This window comes from Thermorudis peleae (assembly GCF_000744775.1).
Classification (GTDB): domain Bacteria; phylum Chloroflexota; class Chloroflexia; order Thermomicrobiales; family Thermomicrobiaceae; genus Thermorudis; species Thermorudis peleae.
On record NZ_JQMP01000003.1, the window covers coordinates 1,282,182 to 1,308,624 of the forward strand.

The window sequence follows — 26,443 nt, forward strand, 5'->3', positions numbered from 1 at the left end:
CTCCTTAGTTGCCATTGTCAAGTCTGCCGCGTGGCGAAGCGCTTGTCGAATCGCTTAGGGAACCAGCGATTGTCCACTCAAGATGCGGCCGATGTCGACAAAGGCGATGAGAAACATGAATCCGAGCAGAATGATAAAGCCGATAAGGTGCACAAGGCCCTCTTTCTCTGGGGCAATCCGTCGACCACGGATCGCCTCGACAAGGACGAAGAAGAGGCGTCCGCCGTCAAGCGCTGGGAATGGAATCAGGTTCAGAATTGCCAGGTTCAACGAGAGCAGCACCGTCAGGTTTGCAAGCGTCATCCATACAGGATTTGGGCTGATGGCAAGCAGTTCTGACGTGAGCTGGCCAATGCCAATCGGGCCAGTGACGTTCGATAAGCTTGCCTGGCCGCGGAGTAGCATTGCCAGGCCAACGATCATGCCACCGAGCAAGCTGAATGTTTGTGCAATGCCACGAACGGGAATCTGCCACAGTGGAAGCGGCCGGGCGATGACCTCTTGCCGGATGACTGTGCCAATATGGAGCTGGCTTTGCGCTGGTGAACGCTCAGGTACTTGAATCGTTACCTTCAGAGGTTGCCCATCACGGATGATCTGCATGGTCGTCGTCTGTTGCGCATAGCGCTCAAGCGCAAGCCAGTAAATTGCGGCATCGTCGATGGTGTAATCGCCAATTTGCGTGACTTCATCGCCTGGCCGAATTCCCGCGTTGGCAGCTGGGGAACGGGGGTCAACGTCGGCGACCGTGATATGCGCTTTGGGCGCTGTAGCAATACGGACACCGGTCCGGCCCTGGCCAGCTGGAGGCTGCTCGCGCGGTACTACCGTTGACTGAATGCGCTGACTGCCTCGCTGTAAGACAACTGGCATTGGGCGCCCAGCATACGACTGGGTGATGGCGAGGAGTTGATCGACGCTCGTAATGGTTTGGCCGCCAACTTGGAGGAAGCGATCCCCCGGTTGCCAACCAGCCGCTGCTGCTGGCGAGTCAGGTGCAACTTCGGCGATGTAGACGTGCTCTTCAGGCTTCCCCTGTGCCGCGACTAAGACCATCATGAGAATAACGGCAATCACGACATTCATCAGCGCACCAGCGGCGAAGAAGATCGCACGTTGCCAGCGTGCCTTTGTCTGCAAGCTACCTGGTTCGAGGCTCCGACTATCTTCTCCAAGCACCCGGACGAAGCCACCGAGTGGGATAAGGTTCAATGAATAGAGTACGCCACCCCGCCGGATACCGAAGAGGCGCGGTGGTAGTCCGATACCGAATTCAAGAACCGTGATGCCGAAGAGACGTGCGGCGAGGAAATGGCCCAGTTCGTGTACTAAGATCAGGAACGCGAGAATCGGAATAACGTAGAGCGCTGACACGGTCTAACCTTCAATCGTGCTCGTGGTAGCACGCTTGCTACCACGGCTAACTGTAGCCCGGTGAGCCCCAAGCGTCAACGTCGATGTGCTGTCACACCGACGCTGTTGTTCAGGAGCGAGTGCCGCATTGCGCCGGGTATCTGAACATACCTCCATGTACCGTCTGAGTACGGCGATCAAGGCAATCAGGCACGCCCTGGATATATTCCAGGGCGTGCCTGCGGAATGGCCTGCTGCCGGCATGTTATGAAGGGATTTCCCGTGCCTTTAACCAGGGCATCATTGCCCGCAGTTGCTCGCCAACCTTCTCGATGGGGTGATTGAGCGCCTCCTGGCGCATGCGGTAGAAGTTCGGGCGCCCGTTTTCGTTCTCGGCGATCCACTGCTGGGCAAAGCGTCCGCTTTGAATGTCTTGCAGGATCTGGTGCATCGTCTCACGGACGCGCTCGTCAATAATTTTCGGCCCGCTTACGTAGTCGCCGTATTCAGCAGTATCGCTGACCGAATAGCGCATGAACTTGAGGCCACCTTCGTAGATCAGGTCAACGATGAGCTTCAGTTCATTCAGGACCTCGAAGTAGGCCAACTCCGGCTGGTAACCAGCCTCGACAAGCGTCTCAAACCCCGCGAGGATCAAGTGGCTGACGCCGCCGCAGAGGACGGCTTGCTCACCGAAGAGGTCGGTCTCGGTTTCTTCCTTGAATGTCGTTTCCAGTACGCCAGCTTTCGTGCACCCAAGGCCCTTGGCGTAGGCGAGGGCAATCTGCTTCGCCTGGCCGCTTGCGTCTTGATGAACAGCCAGAAGCGCTGGCACACCGATGCCCTGAGTGAAGAGGTCGCGCAACACATGCCCTGGGCTCTTCGGAGCGATCATGGTGACGTCGACATCGGGCGGTGGGACAATGCGGCCATAGTGAATGTTGAACCCATGGGCGAACATCAGCACTTTGCCTGGCTTGAGCTCAGGAGCGACATGCTCGTCGTAGACGGGCTTTTGGACGTGGTCGGGAATGAGCATCGAGATGACATCGGCTCGCGCGGCTGCTTCGCGAACAGGCAAGACGTCGAAGCCATCGGCTTGCGCACGTTCGCGACTGCGGCTGCCTTCGTGCAAGCCGACGACGACCGTGATGCCGCTGTCACGAAGATTTTGGGCATGGGCATGCCCTTGACTGCCGTACCCTAAGACGGCAACCGTCTTCCCTTGCAGGTACGAGAGATCAGCGTCTTTATCGTAGTAGATAACGGCCATACCCCTCCGTCCTTCACACTCAGCCGCTGGCTTATGCGACGACCTGCGGCTCCTTGACCATCACTGCACGGCTGCCTCGTGCCATGGCGACGACGCCCGTCCGCGCGACTTCTTTGATGCCGTATGGTCGGATCATCGTCAAGAGGGATTCGATTTTCTCTGACGGCCCAGTGACCTCGATGATTAACGAATCAGGGGCTGCATCAACGATGCGTGCCCGGTAGACATCCGTGACCAAGCGCATAATGTCAGAGCGTGTCCGCTCTGTTGCGGTTACTTTAACAAGGGCTAATTCGCGCTGAATGAGATTCTCGTCGGTCACGTCTTGGATCTTGATGACTTCAAGAATTTTGTACAGTTGCTTAACGAGTTGTTCGATCTTCTGATCGTCTCCTTTCGCGACCAACGTGATGCGCGATAATCCAGACGTCTCACTTGGGCCGACGGCAATGCTATCGATGTTGAACCCACGTTGCCGAAAAAGGCTAACGATCCGGTTCATCACGCCAGGCTTGTCTTCGACGAGCACGACCAGCGTGTGGCTGCGCACGGCCTACCATTCCCCTTCCGGCTCATCGATCATCTCGCGGAACGAGCCGCCTGACGGAATCATTGGATACACGTTCTCTTCCTGATTCACCACGAATTCGATCAGCGCTGGGCCGCGGAAAGACTGGGCCCACGTAATTGCTTCATCGACTTCAGCCGGACGTGTCACCCGCCGCGCCGGCATGCGGTAGGCCTGGCCAAGCAGGACATAATCCGGGCTGCTGATTGGGGTCTCAGAGTAGTTCCGGTTGTGGAACAACTGCTGCCATTGTCGCACCATGCCGAGATAGCCGTTGTTAATAATAGCCACCTTAACGTTGCATCCCTCATCGACGATAGTGGCGAATTCGTGGAGTGTCATCTGCACGCCACCATCGCCAACAACGCACCAGACCTCGGCTTCCGGCCTGCCGAGCGCCACGCCCATCGCTGCCGGCACAGCAAAGCCCATCGTGCCCAGCCCGCCAGAGGTGATCCACTGGTTGGGGTAATCACAGCGATAGATTTGGGCAGCCCACATCTGGTGCTGACCGACATCGGTGACCACGAGCGCGCGCCCCTCAGTGAGCGCATGCAAGCGGGCCATCACGTACTGCGGTTGCAAAGCTCCGTTGGGGCCGGATGGCTCCGTGCGAATTGGTCGATACCAGCTGCGGATCTGCTCCAGCCATTCGTCATGGCGCAATGGTTCGAGTTCTTCGAGGAGCAGCTTCAGGGCTTCGCGCGCATCGCCCACAACCGGGACTTCAGTCTTCAGCACTTTCCCGATCTCAGCAGGATCGATATCGATGTGGATGATCTTGGCGTGCGGGGCGAACTCGCTCGGTCGTCCGGTAACGCGATCGTCAAACCGCATGCCGATCCCGATGATCAAATCGGCTTCGTGGATGGCCCGGTTCGCATGTGCATACCCGTGCATCCCAACCATGCCTAGGCAGAGCGGATGCGAAGCAGGGAAGCCGCCGATGCCGAGGAGAGTTAGCCCGACTGGAATCTGCGTGCGCTCTGCAAAGGCGATCAACTCTGACGTCGCTCCACTGATGAGAATGCCGTGGCCAGCGAGGATCAGCGGGCGCTCGGACTGGCGAATTAATTCGGCGGCTTTGCGAATTTGTCGCCGATGCGGAACGATTGTTGGCTTGTATCCTGGAAGGTTGAGCGGCTGCGGAGGGGCAAGATACCCCTTTGCGAGCTGTACATCTTTCGGAATATCGACAAGCACAGGGCCGGGGCGACCGCTCCGCGCTAGGTAAAACGCTTTCTGAATTGCCGGACCGATTTCCTCTACACTACGGATGACCATGTTGTACTTGGTAATCGGGATGGTGATGCCGGTAATGTCGGTTTCTTGAAAAGCGTCCATGCCAATCACATTCTGAGGCACTTGACCGGTAATGGCGACAATCGGAACCGAGTCCATCATTGCCGTAGCGATGCCCGTGACCAGGTTGGTCGCTCCTGGTCCCGACGTTGCCAAACACACGCCGACTTTGCCTGTGGCGCGCGCGTAGCCATCTGCGGCATGGGCAGCACCTTGCTCATGACGCACAAGGACGTGGTGGATCGGAAACTCCGGCAAAACGTCATAGAGAGGGATAACGGCTCCACCCGGGTAGCCAAAGATGAGATCGACTCCCTCGCGCACGAGTGCTTGACAGATGAGCCGAGCACCGAGTTGTGGTCCAGCATGCGTTTCGGCTGTCGTGGGCGGCGATGTTGGACGCGTTTCAACGGCCATCGGTTTGATCCTCCCTTCACCCTTCCAGGTAAACAATTGAGCCTCCCGCGTTCGGGAGGCTCACGAGTCTGCTGCTTGCGTTCCGTTTTGCGTTACGGCCTCGCCCTGCCTCCCGAACGCCCGAGTGGCTCCGTAATGCCTACTACGATGCTAAGGAGGAGAAGAGCGAGCGAAGAGACAAGGATAGCATGAGCACTAACCAGCCGCACGCTATTCGGCTGGTGCAACAGCATCGCTTGTTGCCGTGATTGCCCTGTGCTCACGCACCCGTCTCCTTACCGTTAGCATCAGCGTAGCAGGCATTCGCTGTGCTGTCAAGCCCTACGTTCGGCCAATTCCCGCCCGTGAGGCGATGGTGGGCCGCTGGTGGGGGTGAGCAGGTAATGACCATTCGTCGCGCTGCAAGTGCACCGCGGCCATGCAATCCCTGTCGTGTTGCATCGGTACCGCTCACTTACTTGGACACAAGCCACTTAGTCCGACAACCGCGGATCAAGCGCGTCACGAAGGCCATTCCCAAAGAGGTTAATGGCCAAGACAGTAATGTAGATCATAAATCCCGGAATGAAGACGAGCCACCAAGCGCGCGAGAGATACTGCTGCGCCTCGTTGAGCATGTTGCCCCAGGAAGGCGTTGGAACATGGACGCCAAGCCCAAGGAAGCTGAGTGCGGCCTCTGTGAGAATAAACGCAGGAATGGCCAGGGTGGCCCAGACGATGATGATCGGTGTGAGGTTCGGCACCATATGCCGGAAAATAACCCGTGCGTCGGAGGCGCCTAACACGCGTGCGGCCATGACATAATCGCGACTCTTTAAGCTCAAGACTTCGCCGCGGATCAATCGGGCAAGTCCCATCCAGCTGAAGAGTGCGATGACAAAGGCTAGCCCAATCCAGTTCACCTGGAAGAGCGAATTGACGAAAATGAGCAGGAATAGGGCTGGAAAGGCGAGTAGGATATCGACGAGCCGCATAATGATGGAATCAACAAGACCACCATAATAGCCGGCGATTGCTCCCATCGGCACGCCGATCAAGAGCGCACTCGCTGTGGCGAGAATACCGACTGTCATCGAGACACGGCCACCGTAAGCGAGGCGGGTGAGGATATCGCGGCCGAGGTTGTCGCTGCCTAAGATGTACCCATCGGTGAAGGGTGGCTCAAGGCCGTGCAACAGCGACTGGTCCGCGTAGCTTTTATGCGTGATGAAGTGGGAAATCAGCGGAGCACCGTAACTGAACGCCATAATGAGGACTGTCACAATCAAGGAGAGGACTGCCAAACGGTTACGGCGAAAGCGCATCCAGGCTTGTTCGAAGTAGCCGCGTTGCTTCGTTCGTGCTGCCCGGCTTAAGTCTGGCCGGACAAGGACACCCGCTTCACCTGACGCTGAGCCAAACTGTCGTTCTGCCTCGACCATGATTCTCTACCCTTTCCTGCTGTGCGCTGCTAATCAAAGCGCACGCGCGGGTCAAGCTGGGCATAGACAATGTCTGCCAACAGGTTTGCGAGCACCGTCAGGATCGAGATGAACAGCACGGTATCCATAATCACGGTATAGTCACGCTTGAACGTTGAGTCGACGATCAGTCGTCCAAGACCATTCCACGAGAAAATCGTTTCAGTGATCACGGCGCCGCTGAAGAGTCCGGGGAGATCGAGTCCCAACAGCGTCACTAAGGGCAGAATCGCATTGCGAAAGCCGTGGCGGAAGATGACCAAGCGCTGTGGCAAGCCCTTCGCCTCGGCAATGCGCATATAGTCTTGCCGCAAGACTTCAAGCATTTGCGAGCGGATATAGCGCGTCCACCCGGCTGTCTGAACGAAGGCGAGGGTGAACGCCGGCATGATCAAGTGGATGATGCGGTCGCCGATACCCCCACCACTTCGCAGGTCGTACATGCCGCCAGGCGGGAGACTCGGCAGACCCCACTCGCGGAATTTGACGGAGAAAACAATGATGAGCATCAGACCCAGCCAGAACGTTGGAACGGCAAAGCCTGCTACAGCGCCAACTGTGGTGATCTGGTCGAACCAGGAATTACGCTTCACAGCAGCGAACACACCAATGGGGATTGAAACAAGGAGTGCCAAAAGGAGGGATGTACCGGTCAGCAAGAGCGTGTTCGGCAGCTTTTCCATGATGAGCTTGCTGACGGGTTGATAGGTCACCAGCGAGATACCAAGGTCACCGCGGGCAATGTTGCTCAGCCACTGGAAGTAACGAATGTAGATCGGTTGGTCAAGGCCAAGCTGATGACGGATTCGCGCAATATCTTCTGGCCGAATGCCCGGCTGGAATGCCAGGTCGGATAGCGGGCTCCCAGGCACAAGGTTGGCAATGGCGAAGGTCACGAAGGTAATGCCAATGACAATTGGGATGAGTTGAATGAGACGCCAGAGGATGTAGCGACCCATACGACGTGCCTTCCATTACGCAATCAGCGAGGCGAGGAGGGGATTCCCCTCGCTCGCCTCGCCATTGACCGCATGCACTAGCTTTCTACCCACCACTGATGGGCATTGAAGCGGTCGTCAACGGCATTCGGGAAGAGGTTATGGACGCGCTTGTTAACGACCGCGATTGCCTGCGGAAAATCGAGGATCGCGTTTGGCAAATCCTCCATAATGATGTTCTGCATCTGGGTGTAGAGATCCTTGCGCTTCTGGACATCGGTTGTCTTGATAGCTTCGTCGAGGAGTTGATCGACCTGCGGGTTACTGTACTTGTTCATGTTAAACCCGCCTTCGTAGGCCGAGCTCTTCCACATGGTGCTTTGATCAGGGTCGACATCCCAGACGAAGCCGACGAGGAACATTTCGAAATCCTTGCTACCGGTGATGCGGTTGAGGAAGGCATTCCATTCTTCTGTCTGCGGCTTGCATTCGACGCCGATCTTCTTCCACTGCTCTTGGAAGACGGCAACGTACTGTTCGCGAATCTTGTTGCCAGCATTGGTGTAGACCGTGAAGGAGAGCCGCTTGCCATTCTTCTGCCGGATACCGTCAGGGCCAGGTGTCCAGCCAGCCTGGTCAAGCAGTTGCTTGGCCTTATCCGGGTTGTACTCGTACTTCAGCTTGATCGCGTCAGGATTATATGCCCAGGAGAGAACTGGCATGGTGCCGACCGCAACCCGGCCGTAACCAAGCCGGATCGACTTGATCATCGCTTCGCGATCGAGAGCGTAGAGCAATGCCTGCCGAACTTCTTTCTCTTGGAACAGCGTCGTCTTCTGTGGGTCAAGCTGGTAGGAGTAGAACGTGAATGAGAAGGTGTCATAGACCACCACATTGAGGTTCGGCTGGCTCTTGATATCTTGCACTTGAGAAGGATCAATCCCACCGTAATCAATCTCACCAGTCTTGAGTTGCTGTGCGACAACGTTCGAATCAGGAACGACCTTGTAGATGTAGCGGTCAAGGTTTGGCTCGCCCTGCCAGTACTTGGGGTTCTTCACCAGCGTGATGTGGTCATCCTTGACCCATTCCTCGAACATGAACGGACCAGTACCGATGGTACGACCTTTCTGCCCAGTCGAGAATGGATCTTTTGCCAAATTTGCTGGTTGCACGTCTTTCAAGATGTGCTGAGGAATAATACCGTAGACCGTATTCGAGACAAGGAACGGAGCAGCTGGCGCATTCAGCGTGAACTTGATCGTGTGATCATCAACGACGTCTACCGACTTAACCCGTTCAGTCAATTCAGCAGTGCGCGGCGACTTGGTGTCCTTATTCATGAGCATGTCGTAAGTGAACTTGACGTCGTTGGCAGTGAATGGCTGGCCGTCTTGCCAGTTGATGCCCTTGCGAAGCATGAAGGTGTATGTGATACCGTCCGAGGAAATGTCCCACTTCTCTGCTAAACGTCCAGCGGGTAGCACAGTTTGGGGGTCAATAAAGATCATGCCTTCAAAAATGAGCCCGGATACGGCACCCGATGCGGTGTCACTGACAAGAACGGGATTCAGGGTCTTCGCGTCAGCGAAGCTCCCTTCAATCAGAGTGCCACCTTTGTGCTTCGCTGGCTCAATGGTGAATTTCTGCCCAGTCGCTGTTGCCGCAGCCGAAGGTGTCGCGCCGGCCGTCGCCGCAGCGGTTGGACTCCCCATGCTTGTGCCACCAGTCGTTGGCGAAGCCTGCTGGGCCGGCGCTTTGGTTGCTTGAGCCGGAGCAGCCGTTGGTGTGGCATTGCCGCCCCCGCCGCATGCCGCAAGGAGCGCTGCGCCGGAGACCCCTACGCCGAGTGCCAAGGCTCGACGCAGCATTTGTCGTCGGGTCAAGGGACCCCGCAAAAATTGCTGCACCTGGTTTCCCTATTCCATCGTCGGCTGTCCTTTCCTTCCTCACTCACGTGCCAATCCAACTGACTTCCACTGCGACATACCGATCGACAACCGCGGCGGCTCTCCTCCTCTCCATTGCTCTTACGTACCCCATGAAAAAAGCCGCCGTTACGGCGGTAATGCACTACGGAAACACAAACAGAAACCCGTATAGGGCGAGCAAAATGGGAAAGCGCAGCGCGAAGATGTGAGCAAATCTTCCTTGAAGCTGCCGTGCACCTTGCACTGGTATCCGTCTGTCCTTCTCCAGCCATATATTGCAGCGGCTAGCCAGCGCAAGTATAGCTTATGTCAGCTCCGATGACAACCCTTCTGACACCATTTAGATCAAACGACCGGGAAGTCGGCGGGCAGCGTCTTGGAACGCTTTGGCGTCGTGTGGCGCAAGTGCAGCGATTTGCCCAATGAGCGTGTTAATGCGAGCAATGGCGTCGAGGAGATACTGGTCTGGTGCATGCTCTTCAAGGCCACGGCTGTGGTCAAGTGGGTCACGCCAGAGCTCGAAAGGGCGCCCTGGAGCAGTTGAGGGGCGAACTAACGCTGCGAACGGGCTGGCGGCGTCTTTGGCCTCGAGCCACCAGAGCCAGCCTTCTTCCGGTTGGGCCGCTTGGTCAAGCAGGTCAAGAGTACGGCTTGGGGCTTCAACAGAACGGAACCGCTCGCGAAGGTTACGCCGGGAGAGACGTGAGGCTGGCAACGGCTGAGGAAGGAGCAAGTTGAGGCCATGGAGTGCGGCCGTCAGCGCTTTGAGCGCCTGATCAATGCCAGCACAGATAGCTGCTTCGACGCGCACCTGATCTTTGGCCTCAATTGCCATCGCTGCCTCACGAGCGTGGTAGCGTGCTCCTTCCAGCCGCAGGTGAGCCTGTTGTTGCGTCGGTAGCTTTTCGAGTCCGCTGTTGTTCATGGGTAACCTCCTCCCGGCATCATAGCCCCTCAGTATGGTCCGAACAACAACGTGTTTGCAAGGGTGAACACTGTATTGTCTTCTCCTGCTTGGCGGACGTGCCTGCGCCTGGGCGTAGTGACGTGCCGAAAACGAGGGCAGTGGTGGTACAGTGCCGGAAGGACTGCCAAGCGCAATCCCGTACATAACGTGCCTCCAAACTGCTCTTGCTGAGCTTTGTAATAGCAACGGCGCCATGTTACCGCAGACGCTCTTGACATCGTGGTATTCTTCTGCTATCCTGATCGGCAACAACGCAAGAGGCCGGCGCTCATCAAGAGCGGTGGAGGGAACGGCCCGACGAAACCCGGCAACCAGCGCGCCAGCGCCAGGTGCCAATGCCGGCGGAGTGCAGAAGCTCCGCACGATGAGCGCCGAAAAGAATGCCCTCCACCTTTGTGTGGAGGTTTTCTTTACTCCCTCCACCACAACCAGTGATTACTCGACGGCGATTGCGCTGTGCGAGGGGAGAGTTTGTCGCACATCCCATATTTGGATGGTGCATTGGAGGGAGCAGACGCACCGATGACCGTAACAGCTGTGACCGCCCCGTGTATTACAACACCAACGATTGCCCGCATTGCGACGCCGGATAATCCCTTCGTTACTGAAGGAGGGGCTGTTCTTCCTATCGTTGACATTGCTTACGAAACCTGGGGAACACTGTCACCAACCCGCGATAATGTGGTGATTGTCGCCCACGCATTGACGGGCAACAGCCATGTTGCGTCCCACGGCCTAGGTGATGAGCCAGGTTGGTGGGAGCCAATGGTTGGCCCTGGGGCGCCGATTGATACGAACCGCTACTTCGTGATCTGTAGCAATATCCTCGGCAGCTGTTATGGCTCGACTGGCCCCCGCTCGATTGATCCGCTGACTGGCCGCCGCTATAACCTCCGCTTTCCCAAGATCACTGTCCGGGATATTGTGAATGCCCAAGCACGGTTGCTTGACCTCCTCGGCATTCAGAAAGTCTTTGCTGTGGTCGGTGGCTCCCTTGGAGGCATGCAGGTGCTCGAGTGGGCAGCGATGTATCCCGAGCGCGTCGAGCGCATTATCCCGATCGCTGCATCTGGCCAATTCAGCGATCAAGGCATTGCATATAACGAAGTGCAGCGGCGTGTCATCATGCTCGATCCTGCGTGGAACAACGGAGAATATGAGGATGGTCAGGGACCGGCAACGGGTCTAGCGATTGCCCGGATGCTCGGTGTCATCACCTACCAGTCTGATGAACTCATGACGGCGAGGTTCCATCGCCGCGAAGAGGCGCGGTATACCGCATGGCCAGAATTTCTCGGCCGGTACGACGTTGAGGGTTATTTGCATTACCAGGGCGAGAAGCTCGTCCGGCGCTTCGATGCCAACAGCTACCTCTATCTGACACGGGCGATGGATTCACACGACCTGGGCCGGGGACGCGGTGGCTACGATGCCGGCCTCGACCGCATCACCGCGCGCGTGCTTGCCATTGGCATTCGCTCCGATATCCTCTTCTGGCCAGCGCAAATCCGCGACATGGTTGAGCGGCTGGCACGCCTTGGCAAAGACGTGACCTATTGGGAGCTTGATTCTCCCAATGGCCACGATGCGTTCTTAAAGGACTTTGACCAGATTGGTCCAGTGATTGCCGCGTTCCTCAGTTGTCCGTAAGGCGGCCTATGCTGGCGCGATCGCCGGCGTTAGTGCGCCGCCAAACCGGATTGCATCAAGCACATCGCTCACGATTGCACTCGCCGTCGGTAGTGGGCCTGCGCCTTGTCCGTAGAGGACGACAGTGCCGACGCGGTCGCCTGTTACCTCGATGGCATTAAAGTTCAGGCGCACGTGGGCGAGTAAGCTATCGCCCGGGACAAACTCCGGTGCAACGCGGAGGCGCCAGGTGCCGTTTTCCTCAGTGGCCTGAGCCAAGAGTTTTATTACGCCGCCGCGACGGCGCGCTTCAGCAATTTCCTCCGGCGTGACCTGCGTTATCCCGATCCGCTCAATGTTCTCAGGATGGATCTGCTTCTTGGCAGCAAGCGATGCGAGAATCGCCAGCTTGTATGCTGCGTCGTAGCCTTCGACATCGGCTGTCGAGTCGGGTTCAGCGTACCCAAGACGCTGTGCCTCCTGCAGCGCCTCGTGATACGGAGTGCTGTGCTCAGCCATCTGCGTGAGAATAAAGTTCGTCGTGCCGTTAACAATGCCGCGAAGCTGGCTCACGCGGTTGGTCGCAAGGATTTGCCGAAGGCTCGCCATGAGAGGAATGCCGCCGCCGACGCTCGCCTCAAAGAGCAACGCGCGATTGTTCGCTCGTGCTATGGCGGAGAGGGCAGCGAAATGCTTCGCAAGCGCCTCTTTGTTTGCTGTCACGACATGCTTGCCGCGTTCAAGGGCTGCGTGCATGATACTGGCTGCTGGTTCCTCCCCACCGAGTACTTCAACGACAACGTCGACGTTGGGATCGGCGAGGGCTGGTTCGGCACTAGTGATTGCTTGTTCAGGGCGGAGTCCGGCTGCTTTGACCCGCTCGATCGACCGTGCCATCGCATAGCGGATCGTGAGCTGGATGCCAGTTTGCTCCGCGATCCGATCACTCTGCTCGTGAATCAACCGGACGACAGCGCGCCCGATTGTGCCGACTCCGAGGATTGCTAGGTTGACGGTTTTCAGTTGTTCCATTTCCAATCCTTTCACTGTGGTCCTTGACAACGTCATATTCTGTTGCTACAGTCAGCCTAACAACGACCTCCAGCGTATGAGCTGGACGGCGTGAACGCAAGAGGCGAGTATGCAACGTCGAATACTGATCCAGAACGGAACACAGTGGACTACTAAGCCCGCCGGCGATCAGGCGGGCGGTCACGGGTAGTGCGCGACCGTTTGCATGATCGGCCGGCAGAGGATGCCTCCTCTGCCGGCTTTTTCTGTATGGCGAGCAAGGCAGAGTTCGGGGTAACGAGGAAGTGGAAGGAGGATGGAATGCCAGACCGTCTTGATGTTGCCGTACTCGGAGCAACGGGCAGTGTTGGGCAGCGTTTTGTCCAGCTTCTGGCTGATCACCCCTGGTTTCGGCTCGCTGAGCTTGTCGGCAGTGAGCGCTCAGCTGGCAAGCGATACAGCGACGTCTGCGACTGGCGGATTAGCGCGCGGCCGCCCGAGAGCGTGCTCAACCTGCCAGTGAAGCACTACGAAGAGCCGCTGCAGAGTCCCATCGTCTTTTCTGCCTTGCCCGGTGGTGTGGCCGGGCCAATTGAAGAAGCACTCGCTCGCGATGGCAAGAAAGTGTTTACTAATGCTCGCGACCATCGCATGGACCCGGATGTGCCGTTGCTCATCCCCGAAGTGAACCCTGACCACGCGCGCGCGATTGAAGTGCAGCGGCAGCAGCGGGGATGGCGTGAGGGCTTCATCGTTGCCAACCCAAACTGCTCAACCATCCACCTTGTGCTTGCCCTCAAGCCGTTACATGACGCATTTGGTATCACGCACGGGATTGTGACGACGCTTCAGGCTGCCTCGGGTGCAGGATATCCTGGTGTGCCCTCGCTCGATCTGATCGACAATGTAATCCCCTTCATCGGAGGCGAAGAAGAGAAGATTGAGCGGGAAACGCGCAAATTGCTCGGACAATGGGATGGAGCCAAGTTCATTGATGCCGAGGTTACCCTAAGCGCTCATTGCAACCGCGTGCCCGTTCGGGATGGGCATCTCGAAACGGTGAGCGTGAAGTTCGCTCGCCACGCGACACCGTCTGACGTCGCCGAGGTGCTCGCATCATTCCGTGCGCAGCCACAAGAACTCGGCTTGCCAACTGCACCGAAGCAGCCAGTCGTTGTTCTCGACCTGCCAGATCGTCCTCAACCTGTCTTGGACCGCGACATCGAAGGTGGGATGGCTTCAGTCGTGGGGCGAATCCGCCCGTGCTCAGTCTTGGATGTGCGCTTTGTTGTGCTTGGACATAACACGATTCGGGGTGCGGCTGGCGCCTCAGTATTGAACGCCGAGCTTTTCTATCGCCAAGGGCTGCTGTAGGGTAGACGATACCGAGAAAGGTGGTGTGGGTGCTCATTGGGTTTGCCAAGTGGGCACCCACGCTTCCTCTGCGGGAGTTGATGCGGTGATGCGTCCACGAGCGCGCGAAGTTGGACTGCGAATCGGCCAACTGCCTCCCGGAAAGCAGAACACGATCACGGACGTTCCGGGCGTCTTGGTTGGCCATGTCACAAAAATTGCTGGAGAAGGACCGCTCGTCCCTGGAATGGGCCCAGTACGAACTGGTGTGACCGTAATCCTGCCTCATGAAGGGAATCTCTTCCGTGAGAAAGTCCCTGGAGCCATTTTTACGCTCAATGGCTTCGGTAAGCCACTGGGTATTGCCCAAGTTGCTGAGCTTGGCCGCATCGAAACCCCAATTGCATTAACCAACACGCTTGCTGTGCCCCGTGTTGCTGACGGACTCATCGACCACGCATTGCGGCAGAATCCTGATATCGGGGTGACGACGTCAACGGTCAATCCACTCGTGTTTGAATGCTCCGACGCTTGGCTGAATGACATTCAGGGCCGTCACGTAACGCCTGCCGATGTTCTCGAAGCAATTGACCGTGCGCAACGTCCCAGCCTCGACGAGGGGAATGTTGGGGCGGGAACGGGCATGATGCTCTTTGGTTTCAAAGGTGGCATTGGCACCGCATCACGCTGTCTGCCAGCAGAGCTTGGAGGGTATACCATCGGGGCACTGGTGTTAGGCAATTTCGGGCGTAAGGAGCAGTTGCGGATTGCTGGTGTGCCGATCGGTATGTTGCTGTCTAACCAGCAGGCAGATAAACAACCGGAAGAGCGTGGCTCAGTCATCGTCGTGCTTGCAACCGATGCCCCGCTGCTCGATCGTGAACTCAGCCGGATTGCCCGCCGCGGCGCGCTCGGTTTGGCCCGAACAGGGGCTATTGGCGGGCACGGGAGTGGTGACTTCATTGTTGCCTTTTCGACGGCCCTTCGGTTCGCCCACGCAAACGCGGACAGCCGGACAGTAACGGTCACCATCCTTCGAGAGGATCCGGTGGTGATGGATGCGCTCTTCCAGGCTGCAATTGAGGCAACCGAAGAGGCGGTTGTCAATGCCTTGTTCCGTGCCGAAACAATGACCGGCCGCGATTGGCATACCGCGCAGGCATTGCCGCTTGACGAGACACTTGCCCTCCTGCGCCAGGCTGGTGTCATAGCGTAAGGCGTCATGCCTCGCTGTGCTGGCTATACTCGCGCGAGTTCGGCAAGATCAGCAAGCTGGTCAACGAGCCAGCGCTTGAGGTCATGCTCAATAACCAGCTGGCGGAGAGCTTGGGCGCGTCGTTTTCGTTCAGCCTCCGGCATCGTTAGGCCAGCATAGAGTGCTTGTGCGGTGCCTTCAATATCTGTTGGTGAGACGGTAAGTGCCCAGCGGCCAAGCTGCTGATAGGCTCCAGCGCCTTCTGAAAGGACCAAGACACCGTTGCGTTGGTTCAACAGTGCCCCTTCTTTGGCCACGAGGTTCATGCCGTCAAAGATTGCATTTACCAGAAGCACATCATAGTGCTTCATCGCGGCAAGCGCGCGAGGATAGTCGTCTCCAATGAAAAGAGAAATTGGTTGCCAGTGGATTCCTTCGTGCTCGGCGACATTCGCATACTTAGCGTTGATGCGACCAACGACGGCATTGATGTCGTCGAGGTAATCAATATATTCAGCGACTTCCAGGCGCGACGGTACAAGAAATGCCAGGAAGTTGACGCGACCGAGAAGCTCAGGATGCGCTTCAAGTAAGCGGTCATAAGCGAGGAAGCCGCGAACAATGTTCTTACTCGGCTCTGCACGGTCAACGCGCATGATCGTATATTCGTTGAAATACTGGCGAAGGTGTTCCTCGTGCTTTCGGGCATCCTCGCTTTCCGCGACCTGGAGGACATGCGCTGGGTCAATGGAGATCGGGTAGACACGAACATGGGTGGTTCGCCCCTGATATATGATCTCACCAGTGCGATAGTTCACCTCAATCTGGTCAAGGTTCGCTTCGCACGTGTTCATGAAGCTCCGAGCGTGGCGTGGGGTTTGAAAACCGACGACGTCGTTGCAAAGAAGGCTTTCGCAAATAGCCTGGCGCATAGCGCGCGGTAGGAGCCGCCAGTAGTCTTGATCGGGCCATGGGATGTGAATGAATTGTTGGATCACGATGGTTGGCAACCGCTCGCGCAAGAACCGTGGAACGAGGTAGAGGTGATAATCCTGCAGCAGGACTACTGGTGGCCTGGACGTCGCTTCAATCGCGGCGGCAATTTCCTGGGCGAAAAGTTGATTGACAACGACGTAACCTTCTTCCCAGGCGTACCACGTCAGTGCATCAACGTCAGGAGCGCGGGGCGTATCCCAGAGATAGTGCTGAAGAAACCAGAGCAACGGATTGGCGATGCGGTTGTAGTAGCCAGCGTAGGCTTCAGGAGAGGGCAGAACGAAGCGGATACGAAATTCGCCTCCTGGCACGGTGATGACTGGTTCACCGGCTTCGAGAGCCAAGGATGCACGAAGTCGATCGCCATCGGTCATCGCGCACGCGACCCAGATTGCGTCAGTGTAGCGGCTTGCAGCGCTCATTGCCGTGACAACGCCGCCCGAACCTCGCTTGGTTGTCAGAGTCCCATCTGGAGCAACGTGAAATTCAACGGGACCGCGATTTGATGCGATAACCAGGGCGACTCGGTCGAGGAATGACCGGACATGTTCGGGCAGCTCCAGCAGGGTATCGCGAAAGCCGTTCGCATGAGGCTGTTCGTCGGGCACTCTTCCTCCTTTTCGCTCCACTGGCGTTCCATGCCAGGCGCGTGCCTTGGAATGATGCGAGGAAATCGCTACTGGCTTTGTCTCTCTGAATCGATTCTACTCGAAATCATCCCCGCCGCGCTCTTGCGTGATAATGCAATCCCCGTTATTCTCGTGCGCGTACGACGTAGGGAATGGTGACGCTCATACAATCTTGGGGCATAGGTGCATGGCAACCCGGTGTTGCCCGTATTGTGGCAGTTCAGACGGCGAGCTTGTTTCGCGCTCGTTGACGCGTGCCGTCGTCCAGCCGCACCAGTTTTGGCTTTGTCGGCGATGTGGGCGGAAAGCCTACGAGATTATTAGCTGTACTGGACGAGAGCTGCGTCTCTATATGCTGGAACCGGGCAAGACCTTTACAAAAGAAGGCCAAGAGTATGTCGTGCAGCGGGTGCTTCGGGCTGGAGATCGCGAGTACCTCCTCTACGTGCGTCCATGTCCGGAGCATGAATCGTAGTGCGCGGGTTCATGTGCACATGGATAGTGCAGTAGCTTCTTGGGTAACGAGAAAAAGAAGCCCCATGCGCTACGTTCAGCGCATGGGGCTTCCGCACATATCCTGCTTTATGCTTACTGTACCTTCAGGGTGCCAACCATACCAAGCTCTTTGTGCCCGGGGACGTCGCAGTAAAACTGGTAATCGCCGGGCTGAGATGGTGCAGTGAATTTAATGTCTTCGCTTTTGCCCGGATCAAGCAAGGATCCCTTGACGACGTTGTCGATCACAAAGTCGTGCTGAAGTGTGCCTTTATTCTGGAAATGAACCGTTACCTGCTGCCCAGCTTTTACGGTAATGGTATTGGGATCATACTTGTATTCTGTTGCGGTAACGGTAATTGTGCCGCTCCCGCCGCCAGACGAACTCCCGCCACCACTGCTCCCGCCGCCACATGCTGCCAGGAGCGCGCTCGCAGCCGGGACAGCCAGACCGAAGGCAGCGGCCTTCGCCAAGAATCCCCGGCGCGTCAATCGTGTTAGGGTCTGTACCATTGCAAGCCTCCTCTGCGGAGTATCCCTACATTCCACACTCACCGCCAGACAGCCGTAGGCGCATCCGGATGCTCCGTCAGCGCCGCACCAGGAAAAGATTATACATCACGCAAGAACATCTGAAGGGTTGTCAGGAATTTCCTGACAACCCTTCACCGTCCTTTTGCTTCCTAGTATTCACTGCTTGTCATAAAAGCTCTGCGGAGAGCAGAACTCGTGCAGAGGTTCTTACGGTATTCTCGTTACAAGAAGATGTTACCAAATCCCCAACTCTTCTTTCGCTGCTTCGCTCATCATGTCGGGGGTCCAGGGTGGTGACCAGACCAAATTGATATCGATCTCGCCGATATTCGGCAGATCTGCCAGGGCCTGTTGAATTTCCTCGACCAGAATCGGCCCGAGCGGACAACCAAATGAGGTCAGCGTCATGGTGATGAGCACGTCGGTCTTACCGTCGTGCTCATCAAGGTCAATGCCGTAGATTAAGCCGAGATCGACCACGTTAATGCCAATTTCAGGGTCATAGACCTGTTCTCGTAGGCGCTCACGGACGTCGTCTTCTGTGAAGTGCGGCATGGCTGGCCGTCTCCTTTCGTTCACCGGGATGGTACGATACAGGATTTAGGATGGCCATTCGTTGAGGCCATAGGCGGCGGCCTTGAGGACTTTTAGGCTCAGCAGCGCGCACTTGCGACGCGCTGGGCTAATAGGGATGCCTAATTCCTCAAGAAGGTCATCTGCCGTCAGCTGCTTCACGGCTTCAAGATCTTGGCCTTTGACCATCTCAGTCAAAATCGACGCCGCGGCTTGGCTAATGGCACACCCCCGTCCAGTGAAGGCGATCTCGGTGATCTTGCCATCGCGAATGCGAAGATCGATCCGAATGCGATCACCACAGAGCGGGTTGCTGTCTTCAAAACTCCGGTCAGCCGGATCAAGCGTGCCGTAGTTACGCGGGTGTTCATAATGGTCAAGGATGTGTTCACGATAGAGATCGGACATTGGTGATGCCCTCCGTTAGCACCCGATCGTCTCGGGTATATCCAATTCTATCCCCTTAGGAAACACGGAATGTATGCCGGACCAGGAGAAGACCTTCAACCAGGCGATCGATATCTTCAACAGTGTTGTAAAGGTAGAAGCTTGCGCGGGCCGTCGCGACGACGCCAAGCCGGTGCATCAAGGGCTGCGCACAGTGGTGCCCTGCGCGAATAGCGACACCAACTTCAACGTCGAGGATGCTCGCGATGTCGTGGGGATGGACTGTACCGAGCGTGAAGCTCACAACGCCACTGCGATCGTCGCCGCGCGGACCGTAGAGGGTGATGCCAGGGATTTCATCAAGGCGTGCAAGCGCGTAGTCGAGCAAGGCTCGCTCGTGTTGATGGATAGCTGTCATCCCCACGTGCTGTAAGTAGTCAATGGCAGCGCCGAGGGCAACAGCATCAGCTACGCTTGGCGTTCCCGCTTCAAACTTGGCGGGAGGATCAGCCCAGGTTGAGCCTTCGAGGGTCACTGTGCGGATCATGTCGCCGCCACCGAGAAATGGTGGCATTGTTTCCAGGATAGCTCGCTTAGCGTAGAGCACGCCGATGCCCATTGGACCAAGCATTTTATGCCCGGAGAAGACGTAAAAGTCACAGTCCATTGCCTGGACGTCAATCGGAAGGTGTGGCGCAGCCTGGGCACCGTCGATCAGTACCAGTGCCCCAGCCTGGTGTGCCTTATGCACCACGGTGGTGACAGGTGTGATAGTACCAAGGACGTTAGAAACGTGGGTGAGACTTACCAGTTTGACATTGCCGCGCTCAAGCCACGTGTCCAGTTGCTCGAGCCGGAGCCGGCCGGTGTCGTCAATGTCGAGGTACCGGAGGATAATGCCACGTTCCTGGGCGAGGATTTGCCATGGAACGATGTTGCTGTGATGCTCCATCACGCTAAGGACGACGACATCACCTGACTGAAGGTTCGCTCGAGCCCAGCTATAAGCAACCAGGTTAATCCCCTCGGTTGTATTGCGGACAAAGATACATTCACGCGGATCAGCGGCATGAATGAATGCGGCCACCTTGGCCCGCGCTTCGTCGTAGGCCAGGGTGGCCGCTTCGCTCAGCTCATACACGCCGCGATGAATATTCGCGTTGATCGTGGTGTAGAACTGGGCCAGGGCATCAATGACCTGTCGTGGTTTTTGTGACGTTGCCCCACTGTCGAGATAGACAAGCGGTTTGTCGCCACGGACACGTCGTTCGAAAATGGGAAAGTCTTGGCGGATCTTGGCAACGTCAAGCATTGTTTGCGAGGGGCCCATCGATGCCCTGCCCTTCATTTCACTAGAGTCCAAGCTTGCGATCGATCGCGCGTCGGACCGTCTCTTGTACTTCGGGCACCGGAACGCGCTCGATAACCTCGTCGAAGAAGCCGTCGACAATCAGCTTAACGGCTTCAGTGCGGTTGATACCACGGCTCATAAGATAGAAGATGTATTCCTCTTCCACTTGCCCCACTGTTGCCCCGTGTGTGCACCGGACGTCGTTTGCGCCGATTTCCAGTTTGGGCATGGTGTCAGCACGCGCTGTGGGCGACAGCACGAGGTTGCGGTTGGCCTGGTAGGCATCCGTCCGCTGCGCGTGCGGGAAGACCTTGATGAGCCCAGCGAAGACGGTGCGCGCGCGATCCTTAAGTGCCCCCTTGTAGAGCAAATCGCTTGTCGCATACGGTGAGATGTGCCATTGCCGTGTCTGGTGGTCGAAGTGCTGGTTGTCGTCAGCAAAGTAGAGCCCGAGCAACTCGGCTGTTGCACCAGGCCCAACCAGATCACTGGCGATGTAGGCTTTGCTCAGTCGAGAACCAAGGGCAACATTCAACGTATTGAGGATGGCGTCCTGGTGAACGTGCCCTTCCTGGGTCGTGAAGTTCCAGACCGAGCGCCCCCAGTCCTGCAGCTGAATGTAGCGGACCTGGGCACCTTCGCCGACGTAGAGTTCGACGACATTGGAGGCGATCAGCGGCTCGTCAACGGTCGGTGATGCCCAGGTATCGATCAAGACGACCGAGGCACCTTCTTCGACGATTACGAGGGTATGGGCAAAGATGCCAGTGTTCGGCGTTTCTGCCCAGACAAAGCTCCGTAGCGGCAGTTCAACCTGAACGTTCTTGGGGACATACAAGAACGTGCCGCCGCTCCAAAAAGCCGCATGTAGAGCAGTGAATTTGTTGGTATCAGGCTTAACGATCTCAGTCATGAAGAAGCGCTGGACGAGTTCTGGAACTTCCGCGATCGCTGTCCCAAGGTCTGTGAAAATCACACCTTGTTCACGCAGCGCTGGGTCAAGCGTGGCAAAGGCTGGAGCAGCATCGACTTGGACGACAAGGCCGAGTCGCCGCGCTTCATCGCCCAGGATCTCGATCAGCGCTGGTGGCAACTCATCAACGCTGGCGACACGACGCTCGAGCGCCCCATAAGGCTTGACAGTATCGATCGGTAGTCGGCGGATATCGGTGCGCCGCCAGTCTTCATCGGTGCGGCTTGGCATCGGGATCTGTTCATAAAGCGCCCAGGCTTCGAGGCGCTTGGCGCGGACCCAGTCTGGCTCCTGCCGTTGCCATGAGAGTGCTTCAACAGCCTCGCGCGAGAAGCCGCGAGTTAACTCGGCAGTGACTGTGCTCATTCGTCTGCTCACCCTCCGTTCTGTGCCTGGCTCGTGGACAACACGATGACATGAAGAGGCCGCTGGCTGGCGGAATCATGCCCAGCCAGCGGCCCAGCCCCCGACCTGATCAGCCGACTGACCCTTCCATCTCAAGCTGGATCAGTCGGTTCAGTTCGACTGCATACTCAAGTGGAAGTTCCTTCGTGATCGGCTCGATGAAGCCGTTCACGATCATGCTCATGGCTTCAGCCTCAGTTAGGCCGCGGCTCTGTAGGTAGAAGAGCTGCTCTTCGGCCACCTTGCTCACAGTTGCCTCATGGCCGATCGAGACCTGTTCCTCCTCGATCTCCATATATGGATAGGTGTCAGTTCGGCTCTGCTCATCGAGGAGGAGCGCGTCGCAGACGACGTTGGCGCGAACGTGGTGCGCGCCGCGGTGGACCTTCACCAGCCCGCGATAGCTCGATCGCCCTGTTCCCTTGGAGATGGACTTCGAGATGATCTGGGATGAGGTATACGGAGCGACGTGCACCATCTTGCCGCCAGCGTCTTGGTGCTGGCCGTCCGAGGCGAAGGCCACGGAAAGCACTTCACCGCGCGCGCCCGGCTCCATGAGCCAGACTGCCGGGTACTTCATCGTGACCTTCGAGCCGAGGTTGCCATCGACCCACTCCATGGTCGCGTCGCGATAGGCGGCGGCTCGCTTCGTCACGAGGTTGTAGACGTTCTTCGACCAGTTCTGGATGGTCGTGTAGCGGCAGCGCGCGCCTTCTTTGACGATGATCTCGACGACTGCGCTGTGCAACGAGGCCGAGCTGTAGATCGGTGCGGTGCAACCTTCGACGTAATGGACGTAGCCGCCCGGCTCGACGATAATCAGCGTCCGTTCAAACTGGCCCATGTTCTCTGAATTAATGCGGAAGTACGCCTGGAGTGGAATCTCGACCCGCACGTTCTCCGGTACATACACGAATGAGCCACCCGACCAGACTGCCGAGTTCAGTGCGGCGAATTTGTTATCGTTCGGTGGAACAATCGTGCCAAAGTACTGCTTGACAAGGTCGGGGTACTCGCGAACGGCGGTGTCCATATCGACGAAAATGACCCCTTGCTTGGCCAGCTCCTCGCGCAGTGAGTGGTAGACTACTTCGGATTCGTACTGCGCGCCGACGCCAGCCAGGAACTTCCGCTCGGCCTCAGGGATGCCCAAGCGGTCAAAGGTACGACGAATCGTCTCCGGGACCTCGTCCCACGACGTGCTCTTCTTGTCAGTTGGGCGCACGTAGTAAACGATTTCGTCAAAGTTCAGCTCGCTGAGATCTGCTCCCCAGGTTGGTAGCGGCCGCTTCTCGAAATACTCGAGTGCCTTGAGACGGAACTGCCGCATCCACTCTGGTTCGCCTTTTATCCATGAGATCTGCTCGACGACTTCACGGTCGAGGCCCTTCCGCGCCTTGAACACGTACGTCTCGGGGTCGCGGAAGCCGTACTTGTATTCGGTTCCAAGCTGTTCGAGTTCAATTTCCGGTCTCGTTGCCATTGCTCACTCCACCTTTCGCTCTGAGCGTTAGGAAGCTGCCTCGGCGTATGTCTCTTTGAGCCAGTCGTAGCCCTTGGCCTCAAGCTCTTCGGCAAGCTCCGGACCGCCTGAGGCAACGATCTTGCCGTCCAGCATCACGTGGACGAAGTGCGGGCGAATGTAGTTAAGGAGGCGCTGATAATGCGTGATGACCAGCAGCGCCATCGACGGATTGAACAGCGTGTTGACGCCGTCTGCGACGATGCGCAGTGCATCGATATCTAGTCCAGAGTCTGTTTCATCGAGGATGGCGAACTCCGGCTCGAGCATGGCCATCTGGACAATTTCTGCGCGCTTCTTCTCGCCCCCGGAGAACCCCTCGTTGAGGTAGCGGGACGCAAATCCTTCTTCCATCCGGAGCATGGCGAGCTTGTCACGCAGCAGGCGGCGGAATTCGCGCGGCGAGAGCGCCTTGTCCTCACCGAATCGCGCTTTCCGCACCGAGTTCACGGCAAGCCGCAGGAAGTTGGCCATCGTTACGCCGGGGATCGCCGTGGGATACTGAAAGGCCAGGAAAAGCCCACGCTTTGCCCGTTCGTCCGGCGAGAGCTCGAGCAGGTTTTCGCCTTTATACAGGATGCGTCCTTCGTAGACTTCATAGTTTGGGTGACCAGCAATCACGTACGCCAACGTGCTCTTGCCTGAGCCGTTGGGACCCATCATCGCGTGAATTTCGCCAGTGTTGATCACTAAATCGACCCCACGCAGGATTTCTTTCCCCTCGATCCCTGCATGGAGGTTTTCGATCACAAAGAGCGGTGTTGACTCTGCCGTCATGAGCCTTTAATCCCTCCTATCCATCCAACACACGACATTACTATACGCAATGGTTGCGAAATACAGCAAGCTAGGAGTTCCCGGTGGTCGCCTTGACACGCTCCTGTCCTGCCGCTTGTTTATCCTGACAACTGGGGCAGATGCCAGTGAAGACCGTCTGGTGGTCGTAGATGATGTAGCCCGTCTGCTCTTCAGCTACCTGCCGGGCTAAGAGCGCGATCGGCACTTCAACATCGAGCAGTTCACCGCAGATCGCACACTGCACGTGATCATGGCGGTCAGTTCGTCGATCGAAGAGCGCTGCCTGATCGCCGAACGTGTACTCCTGGATCAGCCCGTGCTCGGCGAGTAAGTGCAGCGTGCGGTAGACCGTGCCGTAGGCGATTGTCGGGTACTTGCGGCGAACGCGCTCGAAAATCTCCCCAGCGGTCAGGTGCCGTTCGGCATTCTGCACCTCAGCGTAGATTGCTGCTCGCTGTGGGGTCATGCGAAATGGTCGCTTGTTCTGCATATGCTGCAAGTCACTCCTACGTGAGAATGATTCTCGTTTTTCTCACTGCATACCTTACTAGATCAATCGGAATTCGTCAACCGCTGCGGTGTCCTAAATGGTAGGATTTCCCTGTGCATGGACGCGTGCGCATTTTTGGAGTGAACAGGATGGACCGACAGGAACAGATTGAACTCTTGGCCGAGCGCTACCGCTCACCGCGCTATCGCAAGCCGAATCCGCAGGCGGACGTCATCATGCCAGGAGGCAACCCAGGGTGTGGTGATGTAGTGACAATTTACTTGACAGTGGCTGACGATGGTAAGTCGATTGCTGACGTGACGTTCGAAGGTGAGGGCTGCACGATCAGTCAGGCCGCGGCCGATTTACTCATCGAGGCTGTACGTGAAGAGGGCTGGTCGCTCGACGACGTGTTGTCAGCTGACTACCACGTGATGGAAGAACTGCTTGGCTCGGAAACCGTGCAGCTCCGTCCGCGTTGTGCCACGTTGGCGCTGGGGACGCTGAAGGCGGCGGTGACGAAGTTCAAGCGCGACCGCCTGCGGGAGGAAGCTGGTCTCGCTGCTGTTGAAGCCGAAAATGCCCAGTATGGCATCGTTACTGGCGAGGCAGCACACGATGCCACCCAGCACCGCACGCCACACTAATCCTCGTTGAGCGTATTCGGCGGCGCAGGGATGGTGGGCGGCGTGCGTCGCTGGGCACGCAAGTGGTTGACATAATCTTGAAGGTGCTGACGAAGCAAAGGGCCAAACCCGCTGACGGTGACAAGTGTCGTCCCGCGTTTGCCGACTCCTGGCTGCACGAGGATTTCAGCGGTTACGCGCGGGAATGGTCCTTCGCGTTTTCCCAAGACATAGACCTGGTTTGGCCGGCCAGTGAATCCCGCCCGGTAGCCACGAGCTTGGAAGAAGGCGATCGCGTCGTTGAGGATGTCTTTGGCCTGGCGGGTCGTCACGACCTTACGTTGAAAGCTTTCCTGCGCGAGTGCTGCTGAGACTTCTTCCCGATGAATGAAGCCTTCGCTGGTCTTGTCTGTCATCGTTCCAGCCTCACTTGCCACATGTCGAACACAGGCTAGAGGGCAATACGAACTACCCGCACTCCGGTTATGCCTGGAGTGCGGGTAAGAATGCAACATGCGGCACGTACGCTAGGCAAGCGTGTACTGCTCGCCGGGAGCGAGCACAACGCAGACAGCTTCGGTTTGCGCTTCAACGTCGCGCTTGAAGGCGTGCGGATCTTGCTGAATCGGCGGGAACGTGTTGTAGTGGCAGGGTATGACAACGCGTGGCTTGAGCAGTTTCACCGCGCGAACGGCGTCGGCTGGCCCCATGGTGAAATGGTCGCCGATCGGCAAGACGGCGAGGTCGAGTCCCTCTTCACCGATCAATGCCATGTCACCAAAGAGGCAAGTGTCACCAGCGAAATAGAGCACCTTACCGCCGAAGCGTACAACGAAGCCAGCCGGGACGCCTGGCGCGGCGAAGGTATCGCCATAGGTCGAGGTGTGCCAGGCTGGAACGAGCTTGGCGCTGCCACCATCGAACTTCACTGTACCGCCATGGTTGGCGGGAATCGCTTCTGCTCCTTGCGAAGCAAGGTAGCTTCCCAGTTCGAAGGTGGCAATAATTGGTGCCTTCGTGCGCTTCGAGATCGCGACGGCATCCCCAACATGGTCGTTATGAGCGTGGGTAACGAGGATCGCGACGGGAGAAAGCTCTTCAGGTTTCGCGGCAGCGAGCGGATTACCCGTGAGGAACGGATCGATTACTACCTGTTTGCCGTCTGCTTCGATCACGAACGCTGCATGTCCGAGGTATCGCACCGTTACTGCCATTGGCCACTCCTTTCCTCCTGTTTTCCCTCATAGCAGCCCTCTTATTATGGCGC

General features: G+C 57.3%; 25 protein-coding genes and 1 riboswitch. Of the genes, 5 read left to right on the forward strand and 20 right to left on the reverse strand.

All coding sequences use genetic code 11. The features are described from left to right. Positions 1-54: 54 nt before the first annotated feature. From rseP to N675_RS08890, 8 genes are all read right to left on the reverse strand, one after another. On the reverse strand, positions 55-1,374 hold the full coding sequence (gene rseP / locus N675_RS08855) for an RIP metalloprotease RseP (protein WP_038039022.1): 1,320 nt from the start codon (positions 1,372-1,374) through the stop codon (positions 55-57). A gap of 244 nt (positions 1,375-1,618) precedes the next feature. Beyond that, positions 1,619-2,626: a ketol-acid reductoisomerase gene (gene ilvC, locus N675_RS08860; RefSeq protein WP_038039024.1), complete on the reverse strand. Its 1,008-nt coding sequence runs from the start codon at positions 2,624-2,626 to the stop codon at positions 1,619-1,621. Positions 2,627-2,657: 31 nt separating this feature from the next. Beyond that, positions 2,658-3,176 carry an acetolactate synthase small subunit gene (gene ilvN / locus N675_RS08865; RefSeq protein ID WP_038039026.1) on the reverse strand — a complete coding sequence of 173 codons (519 nt, stop codon included), beginning with the start codon at positions 3,174-3,176 and terminating at the stop codon, positions 2,658-2,660. A gap of 3 nt (positions 3,177-3,179) precedes the next feature. After that, positions 3,180-4,913: a biosynthetic-type acetolactate synthase large subunit gene (gene ilvB, locus N675_RS08870; protein WP_081886965.1), complete on the reverse strand. Its 1,734-nt coding sequence runs from the start codon at positions 4,911-4,913 to the stop codon at positions 3,180-3,182. A gap of 473 nt (positions 4,914-5,386) precedes the next feature. After that, entirely contained in the window at positions 5,387-6,334 is a 948-nt protein-coding gene (locus tag N675_RS08875) for an ABC transporter permease (protein ID WP_038039027.1), read from the reverse strand. A 29-nt stretch (positions 6,335-6,363) separates the two neighbouring features. Further along, positions 6,364-7,332, reverse strand: a complete 969-nt coding sequence (locus N675_RS08880) for an ABC transporter permease (protein ID WP_038039028.1) — start codon at positions 7,330-7,332, stop codon at positions 6,364-6,366. A gap of 77 nt (positions 7,333-7,409) precedes the next feature. Beyond that, complete coding sequence (locus N675_RS08885) at positions 7,410-9,221, reverse strand: peptide-binding protein (RefSeq protein WP_051914503.1); 1,812 nt, start codon at positions 9,219-9,221, stop codon at positions 7,410-7,412. 361 nt (positions 9,222-9,582) lie between these two features. Further along, positions 9,583-10,167 carry a hypothetical protein gene (locus N675_RS08890; RefSeq protein WP_038039029.1) on the reverse strand — a complete coding sequence of 195 codons (585 nt, stop codon included), beginning with the start codon at positions 10,165-10,167 and terminating at the stop codon, positions 9,583-9,585. A 307-nt stretch (positions 10,168-10,474) separates the two neighbouring features. After that, positions 10,475-10,580, forward strand: a riboswitch (SAM riboswitch). 151 nt (positions 10,581-10,731) lie between these two features. On the opposite strand from N675_RS08890, the gene metX reads away from it, so the two are divergent. Continuing rightward, on the forward strand, positions 10,732-11,859 hold the full coding sequence (metX, locus tag N675_RS08895; protein WP_038039030.1) for a homoserine O-acetyltransferase MetX: 1,128 nt from the start codon (positions 10,732-10,734) through the stop codon (positions 11,857-11,859). 6 nt (positions 11,860-11,865) lie between these two features. Here metX and N675_RS08900 read toward each other — a convergent pair whose 3' ends face one another. Then, on the reverse strand, positions 11,866-12,870 hold the full coding sequence (locus tag N675_RS08900) for a homoserine dehydrogenase (protein WP_231577989.1): 1,005 nt from the start codon (positions 12,868-12,870) through the stop codon (positions 11,866-11,868). 300 nt (positions 12,871-13,170) lie between these two features. Here N675_RS08900 and asd point away from each other — a divergent pair, with 300 nt between their 5' ends. Continuing rightward, positions 13,171-14,223, forward strand: coding sequence for an aspartate-semialdehyde dehydrogenase (gene asd / locus N675_RS08905; RefSeq protein ID WP_038039031.1), 1,053 nt, complete (start codon positions 13,171-13,173; stop codon positions 14,221-14,223). An 88-nt stretch (positions 14,224-14,311) separates the two neighbouring features. Continuing rightward, complete coding sequence (locus N675_RS08910) at positions 14,312-15,418, forward strand: DmpA family aminopeptidase (RefSeq protein WP_038039033.1); 1,107 nt, start codon at positions 14,312-14,314, stop codon at positions 15,416-15,418. Positions 15,419-15,441: 23 nt separating this feature from the next. On the opposite strand, the gene N675_RS08915 is transcribed toward N675_RS08910, so the two are convergent. Then, positions 15,442-17,001, reverse strand: a complete 1,560-nt coding sequence (locus N675_RS08915) for an alpha,alpha-trehalose-phosphate synthase (UDP-forming) (protein WP_051914504.1) — start codon at positions 16,999-17,001, stop codon at positions 15,442-15,444. 208 nt (positions 17,002-17,209) lie between these two features. Between N675_RS08915 and N675_RS08920 the strand changes: the two genes are divergently transcribed. Then, entirely contained in the window at positions 17,210-17,497 is a 288-nt protein-coding gene (locus tag N675_RS08920; protein ID WP_038039034.1) for a hypothetical protein, read from the forward strand. 113 nt (positions 17,498-17,610) lie between these two features. On the opposite strand, the gene N675_RS08925 is transcribed toward N675_RS08920, so the two are convergent. From N675_RS08925 to N675_RS08960, 8 genes are all read right to left on the reverse strand, one after another. Then, positions 17,611-18,030 carry a cupredoxin domain-containing protein gene (locus N675_RS08925; protein WP_051914505.1) on the reverse strand — a complete coding sequence of 140 codons (420 nt, stop codon included), beginning with the start codon at positions 18,028-18,030 and terminating at the stop codon, positions 17,611-17,613. A gap of 255 nt (positions 18,031-18,285) precedes the next feature. Continuing rightward, the gene (locus N675_RS08930) at positions 18,286-18,606 is read right to left on the reverse strand and encodes a metal-sulfur cluster assembly factor (protein ID WP_038039036.1); all 321 of its coding nucleotides are present in this window, start codon (positions 18,604-18,606) and stop codon (positions 18,286-18,288) included. Positions 18,607-18,651: 45 nt separating this feature from the next. Beyond that, positions 18,652-19,032: a Fe-S cluster assembly sulfur transfer protein SufU gene (gene sufU, locus N675_RS08935; RefSeq protein WP_038039037.1), complete on the reverse strand. Its 381-nt coding sequence runs from the start codon at positions 19,030-19,032 to the stop codon at positions 18,652-18,654. Positions 19,033-19,087: 55 nt separating this feature from the next. Further along, positions 19,088-20,341, reverse strand: a complete 1,254-nt coding sequence (locus tag N675_RS08940; RefSeq protein ID WP_038039039.1) for a cysteine desulfurase — start codon at positions 20,339-20,341, stop codon at positions 19,088-19,090. Between the two features lie 22 nt (positions 20,342-20,363). Next, on the reverse strand, positions 20,364-21,701 hold the full coding sequence (sufD, locus tag N675_RS08945) for a Fe-S cluster assembly protein SufD (protein WP_051914506.1): 1,338 nt from the start codon (positions 21,699-21,701) through the stop codon (positions 20,364-20,366). A 109-nt stretch (positions 21,702-21,810) separates the two neighbouring features. Then, positions 21,811-23,223, reverse strand: a complete 1,413-nt coding sequence (gene sufB, locus N675_RS08950; protein WP_038039041.1) for a Fe-S cluster assembly protein SufB — start codon at positions 23,221-23,223, stop codon at positions 21,811-21,813. 27 nt (positions 23,224-23,250) lie between these two features. Beyond that, positions 23,251-24,039 carry a Fe-S cluster assembly ATPase SufC gene (gene sufC, locus N675_RS08955; RefSeq protein ID WP_038039043.1) on the reverse strand — a complete coding sequence of 263 codons (789 nt, stop codon included), beginning with the start codon at positions 24,037-24,039 and terminating at the stop codon, positions 23,251-23,253. A 70-nt stretch (positions 24,040-24,109) separates the two neighbouring features. Next, positions 24,110-24,550, reverse strand: a complete 441-nt coding sequence (locus tag N675_RS08960) for a Fur family transcriptional regulator (protein WP_038039044.1) — start codon at positions 24,548-24,550, stop codon at positions 24,110-24,112. 149 nt (positions 24,551-24,699) lie between these two features. Between N675_RS08960 and N675_RS08965 the strand changes: the two genes are divergently transcribed. After that, positions 24,700-25,197, forward strand: a complete 498-nt coding sequence (locus tag N675_RS08965; RefSeq protein WP_038039045.1) for an iron-sulfur cluster assembly scaffold protein — start codon at positions 24,700-24,702, stop codon at positions 25,195-25,197. On the opposite strand, the gene N675_RS08970 is transcribed toward N675_RS08965, so the two are convergent. Further along, positions 25,194-25,592 carry a hypothetical protein gene (locus N675_RS08970; protein WP_051914507.1) on the reverse strand — a complete coding sequence of 133 codons (399 nt, stop codon included), beginning with the start codon at positions 25,590-25,592 and terminating at the stop codon, positions 25,194-25,196. The two genes, N675_RS08965 and N675_RS08970, sit on opposite strands and share 4 nt — an antisense overlap. Before the next feature lie 111 nt (positions 25,593-25,703). Then, positions 25,704-26,390, reverse strand: coding sequence for a metal-dependent hydrolase (locus tag N675_RS08975; protein WP_038039046.1), 687 nt, complete (start codon positions 26,388-26,390; stop codon positions 25,704-25,706). Positions 26,391-26,443 lie beyond the last annotated feature (53 nt).

Bases quoted from the DNA above. Each gene is read 5' to 3' on its own strand.
- N675_RS08965 (WP_038039045.1), top strand. From the start codon at position 24,700: ATGGACCGACAGGAACAGATTGAACTCTTGGCCGAGCGCTACCGCTCA.
- N675_RS08940 (WP_038039039.1), bottom strand. From the start codon at position 20,341: ATGGGCCCCTCGCAAACAATGCTTGACGTTGCCAAGATCCGCCAAGAC.
- N675_RS08910 (WP_038039033.1), top strand. From the start codon at position 14,312: ATGCGTCCACGAGCGCGCGAAGTTGGACTGCGAATCGGCCAACTGCCT.
- N675_RS08960 (WP_038039044.1), bottom strand. From the start codon at position 24,550: ATGCAGAACAAGCGACCATTTCGCATGACCCCACAGCGAGCAGCAATC.
- N675_RS08890 (WP_038039029.1), bottom strand. From the start codon at position 10,167: ATGAACAACAGCGGACTCGAAAAGCTACCGACGCAACAACAGGCTCAC.
- N675_RS08875 (WP_038039027.1), bottom strand. From the start codon at position 6,334: ATGGTCGAGGCAGAACGACAGTTTGGCTCAGCGTCAGGTGAAGCGGGT.
- N675_RS08920 (WP_038039034.1), top strand. From the start codon at position 17,210: ATGGCAACCCGGTGTTGCCCGTATTGTGGCAGTTCAGACGGCGAGCTT.
- N675_RS08975 (WP_038039046.1), bottom strand. From the start codon at position 26,390: ATGGCAGTAACGGTGCGATACCTCGGACATGCAGCGTTCGTGATCGAA.
- metX (WP_038039030.1), top strand. From the start codon at position 10,732: ATGACCGTAACAGCTGTGACCGCCCCGTGTATTACAACACCAACGATT.
- asd (WP_038039031.1), top strand. From the start codon at position 13,171: ATGCCAGACCGTCTTGATGTTGCCGTACTCGGAGCAACGGGCAGTGTT.
- sufU (WP_038039037.1), bottom strand. From the start codon at position 19,032: ATGTCCGATCTCTATCGTGAACACATCCTTGACCATTATGAACACCCG.
- N675_RS08925 (WP_051914505.1), bottom strand. From the start codon at position 18,030: ATGGTACAGACCCTAACACGATTGACGCGCCGGGGATTCTTGGCGAAG.
- ilvC (WP_038039024.1), bottom strand. From the start codon at position 2,626: ATGGCCGTTATCTACTACGATAAAGACGCTGATCTCTCGTACCTGCAA.
- N675_RS08930 (WP_038039036.1), bottom strand. From the start codon at position 18,606: ATGCCGCACTTCACAGAAGACGACGTCCGTGAGCGCCTACGAGAACAG.
- N675_RS08970 (WP_051914507.1), bottom strand. From the start codon at position 25,592: ATGACAGACAAGACCAGCGAAGGCTTCATTCATCGGGAAGAAGTCTCA.
- N675_RS08880 (WP_038039028.1), bottom strand. From the start codon at position 7,332: ATGGGTCGCTACATCCTCTGGCGTCTCATTCAACTCATCCCAATTGTC.
- sufD (WP_051914506.1), bottom strand. From the start codon at position 21,701: ATGAGCACAGTCACTGCCGAGTTAACTCGCGGCTTCTCGCGCGAGGCT.
- sufB (WP_038039041.1), bottom strand. From the start codon at position 23,223: ATGGCAACGAGACCGGAAATTGAACTCGAACAGCTTGGAACCGAATAC.
- ilvB (WP_081886965.1), bottom strand. From the start codon at position 4,913: ATGGCCGTTGAAACGCGTCCAACATCGCCGCCCACGACAGCCGAAACG.
- sufC (WP_038039043.1), bottom strand. From the start codon at position 24,039: ATGACGGCAGAGTCAACACCGCTCTTTGTGATCGAAAACCTCCATGCA.
- N675_RS08900 (WP_231577989.1), bottom strand. From the start codon at position 12,870: ATGGAACAACTGAAAACCGTCAACCTAGCAATCCTCGGAGTCGGCACA.